The sequence below is a fragment of the Ferrimonas kyonanensis DSM 18153 genome (assembly GCF_000425405.1).
Lineage (GTDB): Bacteria > Pseudomonadota > Gammaproteobacteria > Enterobacterales > Shewanellaceae > Ferrimonas > Ferrimonas kyonanensis.
This window is the reverse complement of the sequence record NZ_AUDJ01000016.1, coordinates 1-15800: the sequence shown is the minus strand read 5'-3', so window position 1 is coordinate 15800 and position 15800 is coordinate 1. Positions and strand designations below refer to the sequence as shown.

The window sequence follows — 15800 nt, the reverse complement described above, 5'->3', positions numbered from 1 at the left end:
GGTTCGCAACCCTGCGCCCCCGCCATCAACGCAACAACCGAGTTAACTCGGCAGGCTGGTGACCGCGAACGACACTGCCTTTCACCAGCACCAGTGGAATGCCGTGGCCGCCGAATTGAGCAAATTCACGCGCCGCCGCCGGATCATCCTCCATGTCCAGCTCAACAAACGGCTGACCAGACTGAGTCAGAAACTGGCGGGTTGCGGCGCAGGCGGAACACCAACTGGCACTGTACAGAATCACCTCGGCATCGTGAGACCGATTTAACTCCGCCGCCAATCGACCTCCGGCGCCCAATTGGTACACCGCAAACCCCAACACGCCGGTTATCAGCGCCATCACAAACAGAAATCGTCCCATCGATTTTCAGTTTCCCGTTACTGGTTGTCTTCCTGAATCCTATGGACAACGACAGCAAAGCACAAGTTCGCCTCTCCTTGCCTATACTCAGTTTTCCTGATCTCGGAGAGCCTTCTATGTCTAACCATACCTACAAGAAGCTGGAGCTGGTGGGCTCCTCATCGGAAAGCATGCAAGACGCCATCAACAACGCCATTGCCCGGGCCCATCAGACCATCGCCAATCTGCGCTGGTTTGAAGTAACCGAGATGCGGGGACAGGTAGAGAATGGCAAGGTGGCCTATTGGCAGGTCACTCTGAAGGTCGGCTTTACTCTGGAGGAGTGAACCCGCTGACACACAAAGCAGGCTGAGCCTCAGCCTGCCCTGCAACAACGATGGACTCTTTAGACGGCTTGGGCCTGTTTCAGCCTCTCAAATAACTGATCTTTCAGGTTCAGACGCTTCAGCTTCATCCCTTCAAGCACTTCGTCGGTGGTGTTTTCCAGCCCCTCTTCGATGCGCCGGACTTCGCGATCGAGTTCGTGGTACTGGTTATAAAGCTGATGGAAATTGTCGTCTGACAGATTGAGCTCCTGGATCAACTCAACGTGGGCGGGAAACTCGTTAACCAGGCTATGGTCTTGGATTATCATCACGCATTCCTCCTTGTGGTTAACTCCATTCTGCTCCGCTCCGACGGCAGTTTGCTTGATACAGATCAGTAAATTATCCGTTATGAAGTTGCTTCATTTTTATTTCACATTGGCAGCTGCTGACGCTGGGATCTGCCTCCGCCAGCCCCTGAGCCCGGGGCAGCAATGCCTTGAGCCTCATTGTAATTCCGCCACCCGCTCCACCGCCGCCAGAAACTGCGCCAAGGCCGCCGAATCTGAGTAATCAAACTGATAGCGGTTGTGAAAAAACACGCTCAGGGTCACATCGTCATTCCCCAGAAATGCCGTGTAGCCATCAAAGTCGCTCCAGGCCCACAGCCCCAGATAGCCGTAGCGACCGTCACTCCACTGCCCTCGATCCACCACTCGCTGGTGCACCCTCAGCAGGGTGCGACAATTAAGACTGTTGCGCATCACGCTCTCCCCCGATGAGGAACATGGTTGGCAGGCCGTTACCCAGCCTGTCTGCAGTCCTACGTATCGACAACCGAACCGGATCCCGAACTCGGTGATCCGGTTTAGGCATCAGCCTACCGGGTGGCGAGCTTCGGTCGAACTCTGGCACTCTTGAGACCAGCTGGCTACTATGGATAAATCATCAATTAAGCCATTGAATTATGTCCGACTCTAGCCAATACATCGTCGCTCTGGATCAGGGCACCACTTCCAGCCGGGCGCTGCTGTTCGATCAACAGGGCGACGCCATCGGTACCGCCCAACGCGAGTTTCAGCAACACTACCCCCAGCCAGGGTGGGTTGAGCACGACCCCATCGAAATCTGGGCCAGCCAACGGGCCACCCTCACCGAACTGCTGGCAAAATGCCGGGTCAACCATCAACAGGTAGCGGCCATCGGCATTACCAACCAGAGGGAAACCACCATTATCTGGGATCGGCAAACCGGGCAGCCGGTCTACAACGCCATCGTCTGGCAATGTCGTCGTACCGCCGAGCTCTGTACTCAACTGAAACTGCAAGGGTTGGAGACCGAGGTTCGCGCCAAAACCGGACTGGTGCTGGATCCCTACTTTTCTGCCACCAAGATTCGCTGGATTCTGGACAACGTCGATGGCGTCCGCGAGCGGGCAGAGAAAGGACAATTAGCCTTTGGCACCGTTGATACCTGGCTGATCTGGAACCTGACCCAAGGCAAGGTGCACGCCACCGATGCCACCAATGCCAGCCGCACCATGTTGTACAACATCCACACGCAGCAGTGGGATGAGGAATTGCTACAGGCCTTTAATATTCCTGCTTCATTGATGCCAGATGTAAAAGCCAGTGGCGACGACTACGGTCAGGCTCAGCTGGGGAACGCCTGTGTGGCCATCAGCGGCGTCGCCGGTGATCAGCAGGCGGCATTGTTTGGCCAATTCTGTCATCACTCCGGCATGGCGAAAAACACCTACGGCACCGGCTGTTTCCTACTGATGCACACCGGCCAGACGCCGGTCTCCTCCAACCACGGCCTGCTGACCACCCTGGCCTGCAACTTTCCCGGTCAGGTCAACTACGCCCTGGAGGGATCGGTCTTCATGGGCGGAGCCAGCATCCAATGGCTCAGAGATGAACTGGGGCTGATCCGTACCGCCGCCGAAACCGAATCACTGGCCAAGGAGGTGGACGATACCCAAGGCACTTACCTGGTACCGGCCTTCACCGGCCTGGGCGCTCCTTACTGGGATCCCTTTGCCCGCGGCACTCTGGTGGGCCTGACCCGCGGCAGCAACCGCCATCACATCGTCCGGGCTACCCTGGAATCCATCGCCTACCAATCCATGGACATCCTCACGGCCATGGAGCAGGACGCCGGTGTACCATTGTCGCAGCTTCGAGTCGATGGCGGCGCCACTGCCAATGACTTTCTGATGCAGTTTCAGGCCGACATTCTCAATGCCGATGTGGTTCGGCCAGCCAATACCGAGACCACCGCGGCCGGGGCGGCCTACCTGGCGGGATTAAGTTGTGGCTTCTGGAGTGACATCGACGGCCTGTCACAGCAAATCTGCAAACCCCGAGTGTTCCACAATCGCATGGACGACGAGCAGAGACACAACCTGACCCGCGGTTGGCAGCGGGCCGTGGCCAGTTGCCAGCACTGGTCCTCATTGGGTTAACCGTTCAACTCGCAACCGCAATGTAACCAGGACACCATTTGGTTACATTGCCGCCTTGCGGCGGTTTTTTCTGCAACGAGCGGATTACTTCGGCAACAACCCCCAGTTACAACCCTTGTTAACCTCACGTTTTTTACCAATAAAGTGACGCTAAACGGGATCTCCGCCAGCAGAGGGAGTACAACAAGATCCTCCTGTTGTTGCCGTTCCGCTGTTGTTATAGCCATGAACCAAAAACAAACCTCCTGCCCATTGCTGTGCCTGGTATTACGGCCAAGCCTGTTGATGCTGGCCTGTGTCTGTGCCCATCAGCAGCGCCCACTGCTGATGGTGCTGTTTGCCTGTTCACTGCTTATCTATCTGGGCCTGCTGCAGCCGCACCTGCACCGCCGCACCCGATTGCCGGAGGTCATGGCCTTTGAAAGCCGACTGTTCCTGCAGCAGAGTCGCAACAGTCAAACCCTGGTGTTACTGCTGATTACCACTTTAATCACCTCTCTGTTGCTGCTGTTCTGGCAACAGCAAACTCGCTCCGGTCTGGTGCTAATGGCGGTCTACTCCCTGTGCAAAATAGTGTGGAACTTCCTGTTTCTTGGTAAATTAGGCGCACAAGATTTATCAGCCAGCTTGGCATCCATTATTGGAGCTGCAATACTAATTGATCATTAGTTAGCCGACTGGATCACGCAATGCGCGCTGATACTTGACAGCAAACTGCTTCGAATCTTACTTTCAGCAAGTTAACCAATCCCATTTGCCCTCGGAGTCCCTGCGATGGAGAAGCTATCACTACCGACAGCCATCGGTCGCATGCAGACCCGGCTGGCTCAGCTTGCCCATGTGCAGCCTGAACACGCCGTTGTTCAGATAACCGAAACCATCGACGCCACCCTGTTGCTGCCCTGGTTGGCAGCCCAGAATCAGTGGCCGCAAATCTACTGGCGACAACGAAGTCAGGGCGAACAGGTAGCAGCACTGGGCCAGTGCCAATGCGTTCGCATTGATGAACAACCTCAGCAGCAACTGAGCCAGTTCTATCAGACCGCCTGCAGCCACAACCTGTCTGGTGTCCGCTGGTATGGCGGGGTGGCGTTCGATACCAAACAGCCCGAGTGGTCCGCCTTTGGCCAGGCCACCTTTGTTCTGCCGCGGCTGGAAATTCGCCAAACGGATCAATCCTCCCAGTTGCTGTTGAACCTCAAGGGGGAACCCGACTGCTGGCTGGACGAACTCAGCGACGCCAACGACTGTCTGCAGCGCCTGTGCCGCATTCAGCCACTGCCGCCCCTGGCTCCGGGGCACATCCTGTCCCGCCAGGACACCCCCGGCGAAGCACGCTGGCATGAGTTGGTGACTCAGGTCACCGAACCCGACTTCATCGCCGACACCCCCAAGGTGGTATTGGCTCGGCAAAGCCAATTGCAGCTCAGTCACCAACCCAACCCCTGGACCGTCCTGCACGCCTGGCAGCGACTCAACCCCAACAGTTACCAGTACGGGTTTCAGCTGACGCCGACCGCCACTTTTATCAGTTGTTCACCAGAGCGGCTGTTCCAACGGCGCCAGCAGGAGCTCAGTACCGAGGCTCTGGCCGGCACCACGGTGCGAGGCTTTACCCCGGAAGAGGACGATGCCCTGGCTCAGGCACTGTTGGACGATGACAAGAACCAACACGAAAATCAGCTGGTCAGGGTGTTGATCGAGAAGCAACTGCAACCTCTGTGCGATTACGTCGGCACCGAGGAAAGCCCCTCCATTTTAAAACTGAACCACATCCAACACCTGCACCGTACGATCAAGGCGGAAGTCAAAACCGGTGTGAACGACCTGCAGTTATTGCAGGCACTGCACCCCACACCGGCGGTGGGAGGGTTACCGCGGGAAAACGCCATGACCTTCATTCGCCAGCGTGAAGGCTTCAACCGCGGCTGGTACGCCGGTGCCTGCGGCTACTTTAACTGTCTGGGTAGCGAGTTTTCCGTGGCGCTGCGCAGCGCCCTGTTTATCGATAACCAGATCAACCTATTTGCCGGAGCCGGCATCGTCGCCGATTCCGATCCCAGTGCCGAATGGCAAGAACTGGAAAATAAACTGGCCACCGTTATGGGAATTTTAAACGGCCTATGAACAACAATACCCTCGCCGACCTGAACCTACTGTGGTCGAAACTGCTGCTGGAAGAGTTGCATCGCCTTGGGGTTCAACACATCTGCCTGGCCCCTGGGTCACGCTCCACCCCCCTGACGCTGGCCGCAGCCGAGCACCCCAAGCTAACCCGCCACACCCATTTCGACGAGCGGGGCCTGGCCTTTATGGCCATGGGCCTGGCCAAATCCAGCGCGACTCCGGTGGCCGTCATCACCACTTCAGGCACCGCCCTGGCCAATCTGTACCCGGCCATTGTCGAAGCCAGCCTAACCAAGGTGCCACTGATCCTGCTGACCGGTGATCGACCTCCAGAATTGATCGGCTGCGGCGCCAACCAGGCGATCATTCAGCCCGGCATTTTTGCCGAATACTGTACCCGGGTGGATCTGCCTACCCCGGACTTGGCCATCGGCCCTCAGGCTCTGCTGAGCCAGCTTGATCATGCTGTCGGCACCAGTGATGGCCCCATCCACGTCAACTGCATGTTCCGGGAGCCCCTGTACCCGCAAGCCGAACGCAGCGATTTCAGTGACTATCTGGCGCCGATTCGCCAGTGGCTGCAAAACGATGCCCCCTGGAGCCCACTGGCCAACTTGAGCCAACAGGCGTTGCCAAATCCACAACAATGCCGCGATTTTGCCAAGGGTAAAGGGGTGATCGTAGCCGGTACCCTGGCGCCCGAGATGGATCCGCAACTGCTGTTGACCCTGTCGAAGACGCTGGGGTGGCCGCTGCTGGCAGATTGCCAGTCGCAGCTAAGGCAGGCTCCTGGCGTCATCCATCACATCGATCAACTGCTGCACCGCCCCGATTGCCGTCAGCAACTGGCCGAAGCCGACCACCTGCTGGTGGTTGGTGCCAGAACCTTGTCCAAGCGACTGCTCAGCTTCATCGATGCTCAACCGTGGCGACAACATTGGCATTGGCTGTCGCACCCACAGCGGCTGGATCCCAATCACAAACCCAAGCTGGTGTTTGTGGGCAGCCTTCAGTCACTGCTCAATCAGCCCTGGCCGCAAACCCCGCAGGCGCCCTGGTGTCCGCAATTGTCGCACACCAACGCCCGAATCGATTCTCTGATCGCCAGCCTGCACCAGAGCGGTCCACTGACCGAGCTGTCGGCCATACGTCACCTGAGCCAGGTCATGCCGCCAGAGGGGCAGCTGTTCATCGGCAACAGCCTGCCGGTTCGGCTGTTTGACACCCTGGCCGCCCCACGAGCCGACAGTGCTCCGGTGTTCACCAATCGAGGCGCTTCTGGCATTGATGGCCTGTTGGCTACCTCGGTCGGCGTCAGTCGTGGTACTGGCAAACCGACCGTTCTGGCCATCGGCGATCTGTCGCTGCTGCACGATCTCAACTCATTGGCGGTTGCCCGGGATTGCTCGACCCCGATGGTGATCATCGCCATCAACAACGACGGTGGCAGCATCTTCAATCTGTTGCCTGTCCCCAATGACGCCCTGCGTCGGGATTACTATCGCCTGGGGCACGGCCTGCAGTTTGCGGGGGCAGCCACCCAGTTCGGCCTGCCCTACAGCAATCCGGACAGCCTCGAGCACTTCGATAAGGCACTGCGACTGGCACTGCAACACCCCGGCGCCAGCCTGATTGAACTCACGCTGCCTTCGGAACAATCGGCGCAACTGCTGATGGATCTGGCCACTCAGGTTCAAGATGCAGCTGCACACTGAATGCCACGGTAGCCCCGATAACCCGGCGCTGGTGTTGCTGCACGGCTTCCTCGGCAGCGGAGAAGATTGGCTGCCACTGATTGCCGACCTGGCCCAGCACTATTACTGCATTACCTTGGATCTGCCTGGTCACGGGCGCAGCCGTGACTGCGCCCTGACCGAGGTCCCCGGGTTCCTGCCATTGTGTCGGGCCATCGAGGCCAGTCTGAACCGGCTCGGCGTCCATCGCTACCATCTGCTGGGGTACTCTCTGGGAGGCCGGGTTGCCCTGCACCTGGCCCAGCACTGCCCACAGAAGCTGCTTAGCCTGCTACTCGAGTCCGCCCACCCCGGGCTGGCCTGCACCGAAGCGCGCCAGCAGCGACTCCAGGCCGATGGCCACTGGCACCGCCGCCTGACCCAGGCGCCCATCCAGGACTTTCTCACGCACTGGTACCAACAACCGGTATTCGCCAGCTTGAGCGCCTCCGCCCGAGCCACCATGATTCAAGCCCGCAGCCATAACCATGGCCCCAACCTGGGCGCCTGTTATCTGAGCACCAGCCTGGGGCATCAGCAAGATCTTCGGCCACTGCTGGCGTCTCTGTCGTTGCCAGTGCACTACCTCTGCGGCCAGCAGGATGCAAAATTCCTCTCCCTCGGGCAGCAGTTGCTGCAACAGGGCTGGATTACCGAACTGCACCCCATGCCAGGCGGGCACAATGTCCACGCCGCCAACCACGACGCTTTTCTTGATACAATTAACACCATCCTGACCCGTTACCGTCATTAGGACCGCCATGATCAGCGCGAGTTTGCATCGCTACGCCATTCCGTTCCACTCTGCCATCGACTTCAAAGGGCAGACCCTGAATCGCCGTGAAGGCCTGATCCTGCAACTGCAAGCCGATGGCCGAACCGGGCTGGGTGAGATTGCCCCCTTGCCGCAATTTTCCACCGAAACCCTGGAGCAGGCCCAGCAGCAGACGCTGGCGCTGTTACCGGCACTGTGTCAAAGCGGTGTACTGGACGATGGCGCCACACTGGCATCGGTTCGATTCGGCATCAGTTGCGCCCTATGGCAGCTGCAGCAACCCCGTCCGAGGCGAGTCAGTTCCCCATACCCGCTGCTCACCGGCAACGATGAGCAGATTGTGGCCGCCGCCGCTGGCGCAGCCACCCTCAAGCTGAAGGTGGCTCGACGCCCGGTTGAGCAAGAGGTCCGGCTGATCTACCGATTGCTGGCGGCCAACCCCAATTGCCGCTTCCGTCTCGACGCCAACCAACGCTGGAGCCGAGAGCAAGCCGAGGACTTCATCGCCGCCATCCCGTTGGATCGGGTGGATTACATCGAGGAACCCACCGCCAGCCTCGACGACAACCTGCGCCTGGTGAGCCAATTCGGGCTGCCGCTGGCTCTGGATGAAACCACGCAGCAACCGGATTACCGTTACCAATTCATCGCCGGCGTCAAAGCCCTGGTACTGAAACCGACCTTGATTGGCGACATCGCCACCCTGCAACGGCTGGTTGAACAGGCGGAACTGGACGGTGTTCAAGTCACACTCTCTTCCAGTTTTGAAACCAACGTCGGCCTGACCGCCATCGGTCAACTGGCGGCTGAGTTAACCCCGGAGCAAGCCCCGGGCATCGACACCCTGGACGCACTGCAGCAGGACCTGCTGCTACCGCAGCGATCCGACACGCCCTGCCTGTCTCTGCAACAGTTGACGCCGCTATGGCCATAATCCCCTGCCTGGCGGCAACCGGTGCCGCCCGCTTCCCTGACCGAATCGCCATTGATCACGCCGGTACGGCCATCAACTACCGCACCTTGCATCAACGGGTCTCTCAGGTCGAAGCCAGCCTCAAGTCGCAGGGGGTTAACCGTGGCAGCCACCTAGCCGCCATCGACAACACCAGCCTGAGCCTGATTCTGCTGCAACTGGCCTGCATTCGTCTGGGCGCCGTATTTGCCCCCCTGTCTCCCCGGTTTCCAGAACAACAACTGCAACAACTGCTGCAACAGATCGATGCCCGATTCGTTTGGACCACTGAAGGAAAACCGGTTGGCAAGGTGTCCGCACTGACTCTGCCAGACACCGGCACCATCACCGCCCCAGAGTCGTCGCCGCTCAGCGACGATCAGGCACCGGTGAGCCTGATCCTGACCTCGGGCTCTTCTGGATTCCCCAAGGCAGCCATGCATTCCCTGGCCAACCACCTGGCATCGGCAACCGGATCGGCACAGTGCATCCCCTTGCAAGCGGGCGACCGCTGGCTGGCCTCACTGCCGATGTTCCATATTGGCGGACTGGCGATTGTGTTTCGTTGCCTGAGTGCCGGGGCCACACTGGTACTGCCGCGGCAGCGGGATTTACTCGACACCCTCAGGGAGCAACCGGTGACTCACCTGTCACTGGTGGCCACTCAGCTGGCAAGAATGCTCAACGCCGACGACTGCCGCTCGCTGATGGCCGGGTTAAAAGTGCTACTGCTCGGTGGCGGGCCAATGCCAGCCTCACTGCTGAGCCAACTCGATGCCCACCCGGTTCTGGCCTTCACCAGCTACGGACTGACCGAAATGGCCTCTCAGGTCACCACCGGACCGGCCAATGATCAAGGCCTGTCCGGCCAGCTACTGCCACAGCGCCAGCTGCGGCTTCGTGAGGGGATCATCGAGGTTCGGGGCGCCACCCGTTTTCTGGGGTACTACCACCAGGGGCAACTGCAGACCCCGTTTAACGACGACGGCTGGTTTCACACTAAAGATCGCGGCCGCTGGACTCAGGGGCAACTGGAGATCCTGGGCCGAGCCGATAACATGTTCATCTGCGGTGGTGAAAACGTGCAGCCAGAAGAGATTGAGGCAGCACTGAAGCAACATCCAGAGATTCAGGACGCACTGGTCTTTCCCGAGTCCAACCCGGAGTTTGGGTGCCTTCCGGTGGCCGTCTTACAGTGCCGGGAAGCCCTGCCGTCCGCCTCAGAGCTGGAGCACTTCCTGGCACCAAGACTGGCTCGTTTTAAGCGGCCCCGACGTTACCTCTCCTGGCCATCCGACCTAACCCAGTATGGCCTCAAAATCAGCCGCCAATCGGTTGCCAAAGCCTGTGGGCTGATCAAAACCGATCGGGATTAAGAGAAAAATCAGGACACCGACAAATGTTGTTAAGATCGAACTCCGCAAGATAATCCTGCGAATAGACCTTAAATCGCCACAGTTTGTGTTCCCTAAGGAAATAATTCAGCCTAAAAATCTCCCCAGTTTCAGGGCCGCCTGAGTCATCGATGGCCAGATCGCACATTGCCTTTGGTAAACGGACGTTCGAATCTAGTTACTCATAACAACAATGTAACAATGAGGAGCGTTACGATGGGGCAGAAGCACCTTTGGCTGAAACCGGCCATGCTGGCCACAGCATTGATGATGGGATTGGGAGGCTGCGGCAGCGATGATGACCCCGTAGTGGTAGAGCAACCGGATCCACCTGCAGGGCCGGAGTTTCCTGAAGGCGCGGTGTTTGTTGAAGCCGGAGAGAATCTGACTCAACGCATTCAGAATGCCTTTATTAACGCCAGCAGCGACAGCGTCATCGTGCTACCAGAGGGGGAGTTCAGCATCACCTCAACCCTGCAATTTGACGGCGATGTCGACGGCGATGGCAATTTTGCCAAGAACGTCACCATCATGGGCTATGGTCGCGATAAAACCATTCTCGACTTCAGCGACGCCGACTCCGGTGATGGCGTGTTTGTGCAGAATGCCCTGGACATCACCATCAGCGATCTATCGGTCAACGAAGCCAAGAACAACGGCATCAAATTGAAGAACACCAACGGCATCATTCTCAGGGACCTGGCCACCATCTGGCACGGCGACGTCGGGCCAGACAATGGTGCCTATGGCCTCTACCCGGTCGAATGTCGCAACATTCTGATTGAAGACACCTACGTTCGAGGCAGCGCCGACGCCGGCATCTATGTCGGCCAGTCTGAGTACATCGTTGTGCGCAACAACATCGCCGAACTGAACGTCGCCGGCATCGAGATCGAAAACTCCAAATACGCCGACGTCTATAACAACGAGGCCTTCGACAACACCGGCGGCATCCTGGTGTTTGATCTGCCGATCGGCAATCAGCACTATGGCTCCAGCGTGCGGGTGTTCAACAACAAAGTCTACCGTAACAACACCGAGAATTTTGCCAATGCCAGCGCCAACCCGGCCGGGGTACACATTGTGCCACCGGGGACCGGTATCATTGTGTTGTCCACCGACGATGTCGAGATCTTCAATAACGACATCAGCGACCACGACACCATGGCCATCACCCTGTCGAGCTTCTTCATCGCCGAACCGGATCTCAACAGCTTCGTACAGAACTACGGCCAACCGGGCCAACCCATTGCCGACGGCTGGCGCGCCGTGCCCCGCAATGCCTATGTGCATGACAACACCATCAGCAACGCCGGCGCCAACCCCAATGGCTACCTAATCACCGACATCATCGCCGCCTACATGGGTTATCACGGCGCCTTCCCGGCCATCCTCTACGATGGCCTCGGTGAAGCCATGGCCAACAGCGGCGCCGCCGGGCCACAGGGCTACAACCTGGGCGAACTTCCCTTCGCCAGCGACGGCAGTGACAACGTCTGTGCCGCCAATAACACCGGTGCCAGTTATGGCCAGCTGTACGATGGCCAGAACCCCAATGCCCCGGCTGTATTGTTCGAGGCGGAGCAGGCCAACCTGATGAACTGTGAGCAAACCAGTTTGCCGGTTCACACCGTCACCTTTAATGGTGAGATCTTCGGCTGTGGCATTGATGACAATGTCGCTGGCTGCGACGGTGGCAACGTCATTGCCGACGACGACGACAGTGGCAACGGCGATGGCGGTCTGGTGGGCGACGGCGATCTGAGTTTGTGTGTTGCCGACTCCGACAACGTCAACTGGGACGCGCTGTTGGGAGCCAACTGCAGCCAGCTGTCAGAGTACAACCTGTTTGCCGATGCCACCAACCCGGCCGGCAGCACCAATGGTTCCGGATTACCCTACGACCTCAACAGCCCATTGTTCACCGACTACGCCTCCAAGTATCGTTACGTCTTTGTCCCCGAAGGAGAAAAGGCCAGTTTCAGTGCCCAGGAATCGTTCGAGTTCCCGGTCGGTTCGGTACTGGTGAAGACCTTTGCCCTGCCGGCGGACACCAGCATCCGAGGGTTGGCCAACGAAACCCTGATTGAGACCCGCCTGCTGATCCACCGCGCCACCGGCTGGACGGCCCTGCCTTTCGTCTGGAACGCCGATAAAACCGATGCCGTGCTGGCCAAGCCAGGCAACAACTCCGCTCAGACCCTGGTGCACAATGGCGAAAGCCATAACTTCAATTACAAGGTGCCCAACATTGCCGAGTGTAAGCAATGTCACCAGCTTGAGAACGACCAGGGGCAATTCAAATTCGCCCCCATCGGCCCCAAGGCGCGCTTTCTCAATCAGACCTATGCCTATGCCGACGGCAACGCCAACCAACTGAGTAAGTGGGTCAGCCATGGCATTCTGTCCGGCGTACCGGATGACCTGAGTAGCATCACCTCAGTACCCGCCTTCGATGACAGCATGAGTGACCAGTTGTCTGCTCTGAGTGACGACCAGGTAATGGCCTTGGCTAAGGGCTATCTGGACATCAACTGCGCCCACTGCCATCGCCCCGAGGGGAATGCCTCCAACACCGGTCTGAAGTTGGAATACTGGCGCGCCTACGACGAGGACAACGGCTACTCACACGGTACCTGTAAGCAACCCATTGCCTATGGCGGCGGCAACCTGGGCTACGACGTGGTCCCCGGCAAACCAGAGGAATCAATCCTTCACTATCGCATGGACAGCGATGAGCCTGGTGACCGCATGCCGGAGATTGGCCGGGCCTTGATTCACCAGGAGGGCGTGGCACTGATCCACGAGTGGATCAGCCGCCTTCCGGAGCGCGACTGCAGTAATTAACCTCTGTGCGGAGCCGGGCCCCCGGCTCCGCCCCTTCACACTCAGGATCGCCTCCATGACATTTCTATTCTGTATCCTATTGGCTGCTCTACTACTGGGTTGTGGTGGTGGCAGCGGCAATGCCCCCGACGTAACGCCAGCACCACAACCAGACCCGCCGGTCAGTGCCTCGCCCTGCGATCAAGGCAGTGCTGGCACCGTCAATTGGCCAGCACTGATGAACAGCGATTGCCCTCACCTTGAGGACTACGGCCTGTTTGTGGATTCTGCCATCCCGACTCAGGCGCCGACGCCCCCGGGGCAAGCTTACCGGTTGACCACACAGCTGTTCTCCGATTACGCCTCTAAATACCGGTTTCTGTTTCTGCCTCAGGGGCAGCAGATTCAATACCAGCCTCAAAGCGCCTTCGATCTTCCTGTCGGCAGCGTACTGGTGAAGACCTTCGCCCTGCCCTTTGACAGCAGTCTTACCGGCGCCGAGAACCAGGTACTGGTAGAAACCCGGCTGCTGATCCACCGCGCCACCGGCTGGACCACCCTGCCGTATCAATGGCAGCAAGGCCAGGCCAGGCTGATCAGCAGTGGCGCCGCCGTGGCCCATACCATGACGCACAATGAACAGACTCTGAATTTCCTCTATCAAATTCCCAGCCGGGTGGAATGCAAGTTGTGCCACCAGCTCATTGATGACGACGGCAGCAGTCGCATCAGCCCCATCGGACTCAAAGCCCATCTACTTAATGTCCCTGAACAGCAAAGCTCACAGCTACTGCGCTGGCAACAAAGCGGACTGCTTGCCGGCCTGCCAGCCGCCAATACCATCGCGCGAGCACCGGCTCTGCTGAACAGCAACGCCGACCTGACTCAGAGAGTCAAAGGCTATCTGGACATCAACTGTGCCCACTGCCATCAGAAGCAAGGCCACGCCAGCATTTCAGGACTGAGGCTGGGATTTTATGAGGATCACACCCAGAGCAGTTATGGCATCTGCAAACAGCCACCAGGCTGGGACGGTGGTCCCCGAGGGTTGGACTACGATCTGCTGCCAGGCAATGGCCTGGACTCCATCCTGCCTTACCGAATGGAACTAACCGAGCCTAAAGACAAAATGCCGATGGTGGGTCGAAGCCTGGCTCATACCGAGGCGATAGCCCTGATTCGACAATGGATAGACAGCCTGCCAGCGTCATTGGGCAGTTGCGGATAAACGTCAGGAGAGGGTTGTGCGATGAACTGGCAGCCCGGTCATAAACTCGCCGGGCGCCTTACCGGTCCAGCGCTTAAAGGCATGGCGGAAGTTACAGGTTTCATTAAAGCCCAACTGTTCGGCAATGGTATCGATGCAGCGCTCTCCGGCCTGAAATCGATCAATGGCCAACTGGCAGCGAACCTGATTGAGTATCTTCTGGTAGGAGGTACCAATGGCAGACAGGCGACGCCTCAATGTCCGGCTCGACAACTGCAGCGCTTCGGCCACCTGCTCCAGCGTTGGAAATCCGTAGTTGCAAGGCAGCAACAGTTCCAGAATGTCATTGATCAACGAGTCGGTTTCATCGTCGGCCACCTCATCACTGGCCAACCCCCTGGCGGAGGGATGCCAGGTAATGGGGTAACTCAAAATTGCGGTGTCCAGGCGCCAGCCGAAAAAATCGGCCCCGAACTCGATGCGACACCCCAGAGCGCGCTCCAGGGCCAGGTGCTCGGCACGACTCGGGCCGGGGCATCCCATAAAGACTCCAAGCAGCGGGATAGGGCGATTCGTCAGCATTCGAGCCACACTCAGCATCGAACTCAGCCCCTGCTGAAACAAAAAGGTCATGGTGTCAGTATCGATGTTGCTGACATTCACCGATCTGACTTCCATCACTCGAGCCGACAGAGTCTCGATGTTGTCAGTAAAGCTGCCCACCAGGTTAGGGTTACTGCGTACCAACTCATACACTTGCCCCAAGGTCTCACAGCCCGCTAAAGGCCGCTGCAATCCCTGCAGATGCTCAGGTCGAAAGGTGGCGCCAAAATGAAAACCTGCCAACGAACCCGGCAACCATTCACTGGCCAACGCCATGGCTTTAAGTACTTGCCATGCCAGCACAAATTGACGTACAGACAGCTCGGTCGCGGTAATACCAATGGCATCCAGCAGCCGCTGTGCCCAAGCACAGCCAAGCTGCTGCTCAATGTATTGATGCAGCAATCGCAGATCAAAAGCAGGATAAAGTTGGTCGCCATAGAGAGTCGGGTGCGAGCAGATAAAGCGCTCAATCGCTTTACCTTCTTCGCCCTCTCTAACGTGATCCGTTGCACAAAAACTCACCATAAGGAGTACATTTTTAACTGAGATTCATTTGGGAGTAAAGCAGTATTTATAATGCATGCAGCAGTGAATTGAGCGTCATTGAATCTGAATCAATCGCCAGACCATAGCGTTGGTATTGCGCCGATTCGAAGTGCTAAGCAGTGAAGCAGTAAAGAATCCAGTCGCCATGCAGCAGCGTAAGTGGGTACCCAGCGGCTTTGCCTTTCGTCATTCTTGCGCAGGCGAGAATCCAGTGGCTTTTCATTGCACCCAACCACAACCAAAGACACTGGCCCCTCGCGTTCGCAATGAGCGACGGTGCTATTGGCAGGGTTGGTAGTAAACGGGCAGTGATTAAGGTATCGGCAAAGATCGGTGCTAGTCGTTGTGAACGTACCCTAACCATCCTTCCGTCGTGCCCGCGCACGCGGGTACCCAGCGGCTTTTATTCACCGTACTCAAACCAAAGACACTGGCCCCTCGCGTTCGCAAGGGCGACACGGTTGGAGAGTTGTGCGGGCGGCAGGGTTAGTGGTCGCCATC

General features: G+C 58.1%; 14 protein-coding genes. 10 read left to right on the top strand and 4 right to left on the bottom strand.

The genetic code is table 11. The annotated features are described in order from the left end of the window. Positions 1-25: 25 nt before the first annotated feature. Positions 26-361, bottom strand: a complete 336-nt coding sequence (locus H598_RS23705; RefSeq protein ID WP_051252579.1) for a glutaredoxin family protein — start codon at positions 359-361, stop codon at positions 26-28. A gap of 116 nt (positions 362-477) precedes the next feature. Between H598_RS23705 and H598_RS0107905 the strand changes: the two genes are divergently transcribed. Continuing rightward, on the top strand, positions 478-687 hold the full coding sequence (locus H598_RS0107905; protein ID WP_028112540.1) for a dodecin: 210 nt from the start codon (positions 478-480) through the stop codon (positions 685-687). Positions 688-746: 59 nt separating this feature from the next. Here the strand turns inward: H598_RS0107905 and H598_RS0107900 are convergent, their stop codons facing one another. Together H598_RS0107900 and H598_RS23700 are read right to left on the bottom strand one after the other, a co-directional pair. After that, positions 747-995, bottom strand: a complete 249-nt coding sequence (locus H598_RS0107900; protein WP_028112539.1) for an HP1242/YdcH family protein — start codon at positions 993-995, stop codon at positions 747-749. A gap of 177 nt (positions 996-1172) precedes the next feature. Further along, entirely contained in the window at positions 1173-1430 is a 258-nt protein-coding gene (locus H598_RS23700; protein WP_051252578.1) for a DUF3081 family protein, read from the bottom strand. A 203-nt stretch (positions 1431-1633) separates the two neighbouring features. Between H598_RS23700 and glpK the strand changes: the two genes are divergently transcribed. The 9 genes from glpK (at position 1634) to H598_RS0107850 (ending at position 14168) form a co-directional block, all read left to right on the top strand. Beyond that, positions 1634-3133: a glycerol kinase GlpK gene (gene glpK, locus H598_RS0107890; protein WP_028112538.1), complete on the top strand. Its 1500-nt coding sequence runs from the start codon at positions 1634-1636 to the stop codon at positions 3131-3133. Between the two features lie 225 nt (positions 3134-3358). Continuing rightward, positions 3359-3802, top strand: a complete 444-nt coding sequence (locus H598_RS0107885; RefSeq protein WP_156896975.1) for a hypothetical protein — start codon at positions 3359-3361, stop codon at positions 3800-3802. 105 nt (positions 3803-3907) lie between these two features. Then, complete coding sequence (locus H598_RS0107880; protein WP_028112536.1) at positions 3908-5260, top strand: isochorismate synthase; 1353 nt, start codon at positions 3908-3910, stop codon at positions 5258-5260. Continuing rightward, a complete protein-coding gene (menD, locus tag H598_RS0107875; RefSeq protein WP_028112535.1) occupies positions 5257-6975 on the top strand; it encodes a 2-succinyl-5-enolpyruvyl-6-hydroxy-3-cyclohexene-1-carboxylic-acid synthase in 1719 nt (572 codons plus the stop codon). Before H598_RS0107880 ends, menD begins: the two co-directional genes overlap by 4 nt. Further along, positions 6959-7747: a 2-succinyl-6-hydroxy-2,4-cyclohexadiene-1-carboxylate synthase gene (gene menH / locus H598_RS0107870; protein WP_035415682.1), complete on the top strand. Its 789-nt coding sequence runs from the start codon at positions 6959-6961 to the stop codon at positions 7745-7747. Before menD ends, menH begins: the two co-directional genes overlap by 17 nt. Before the next feature lie 7 nt (positions 7748-7754). Then, the gene (gene menC, locus H598_RS23695) at positions 7755-8702 is read left to right on the top strand and encodes an o-succinylbenzoate synthase (protein ID WP_051252577.1); all 948 of its coding nucleotides are present in this window, start codon (positions 7755-7757) and stop codon (positions 8700-8702) included. After that, the gene (gene menE / locus H598_RS0107860; protein WP_051252576.1) at positions 8693-10096 is read left to right on the top strand and encodes an o-succinylbenzoate--CoA ligase; all 1404 of its coding nucleotides are present in this window, start codon (positions 8693-8695) and stop codon (positions 10094-10096) included. The genes menC and menE overlap by 10 nt, the downstream gene beginning before the upstream one ends. A gap of 234 nt (positions 10097-10330) precedes the next feature. Continuing rightward, complete coding sequence (locus H598_RS0107855) at positions 10331-12961, top strand: SO2930 family diheme c-type cytochrome (protein WP_028112532.1); 2631 nt, start codon at positions 10331-10333, stop codon at positions 12959-12961. Positions 12962-13016: 55 nt separating this feature from the next. Further along, positions 13017-14168, top strand: a complete 1152-nt coding sequence (locus H598_RS0107850) for an SO2930 family diheme c-type cytochrome (protein ID WP_028112531.1) — start codon at positions 13017-13019, stop codon at positions 14166-14168. A gap of 3 nt (positions 14169-14171) precedes the next feature. Here the strand turns inward: H598_RS0107850 and H598_RS0107845 are convergent, their stop codons facing one another. Next, complete coding sequence (locus H598_RS0107845; protein ID WP_028112530.1) at positions 14172-15278, bottom strand: AraC family transcriptional regulator; 1107 nt, start codon at positions 15276-15278, stop codon at positions 14172-14174. Positions 15279-15800: the final 522 nt, after the last annotated feature.

What these genes read in the sequence shown, in the direction of transcription:
- glpK (WP_028112538.1), top strand. Translation starts at nt 1,634, where the DNA reads ATGTCCGACTCTAGCCAATACATCGTCGCTCTGGATCAGGGCACCACT.
- H598_RS23705 (WP_051252579.1), bottom strand. Translation starts at nt 361, where the DNA reads ATGGGACGATTTCTGTTTGTGATGGCGCTGATAACCGGCGTGTTGGGG.
- H598_RS0107850 (WP_028112531.1), top strand. Translation starts at nt 13,017, where the DNA reads ATGACATTTCTATTCTGTATCCTATTGGCTGCTCTACTACTGGGTTGT.
- H598_RS0107855 (WP_028112532.1), top strand. Translation starts at nt 10,331, where the DNA reads ATGGGGCAGAAGCACCTTTGGCTGAAACCGGCCATGCTGGCCACAGCA.
- H598_RS0107845 (WP_028112530.1), bottom strand. Translation starts at nt 15,278, where the DNA reads ATGGTGAGTTTTTGTGCAACGGATCACGTTAGAGAGGGCGAAGAAGGT.
- H598_RS0107885 (WP_156896975.1), top strand. Translation starts at nt 3,359, where the DNA reads ATGAACCAAAAACAAACCTCCTGCCCATTGCTGTGCCTGGTATTACGG.
- H598_RS0107880 (WP_028112536.1), top strand. Translation starts at nt 3,908, where the DNA reads ATGGAGAAGCTATCACTACCGACAGCCATCGGTCGCATGCAGACCCGG.
- H598_RS0107900 (WP_028112539.1), bottom strand. Translation starts at nt 995, where the DNA reads ATGATAATCCAAGACCATAGCCTGGTTAACGAGTTTCCCGCCCACGTT.
- menD (WP_028112535.1), top strand. Translation starts at nt 5,257, where the DNA reads ATGAACAACAATACCCTCGCCGACCTGAACCTACTGTGGTCGAAACTG.
- H598_RS0107905 (WP_028112540.1), top strand. Translation starts at nt 478, where the DNA reads ATGTCTAACCATACCTACAAGAAGCTGGAGCTGGTGGGCTCCTCATCG.
- H598_RS23700 (WP_051252578.1), bottom strand. Translation starts at nt 1,430, where the DNA reads ATGCGCAACAGTCTTAATTGTCGCACCCTGCTGAGGGTGCACCAGCGA.
- menE (WP_051252576.1), top strand. Translation starts at nt 8,693, where the DNA reads ATGGCCATAATCCCCTGCCTGGCGGCAACCGGTGCCGCCCGCTTCCCT.
- menH (WP_035415682.1), top strand. Translation starts at nt 6,959, where the DNA reads ATGCAGCTGCACACTGAATGCCACGGTAGCCCCGATAACCCGGCGCTG.
- menC (WP_051252577.1), top strand. Translation starts at nt 7,755, where the DNA reads ATGATCAGCGCGAGTTTGCATCGCTACGCCATTCCGTTCCACTCTGCC.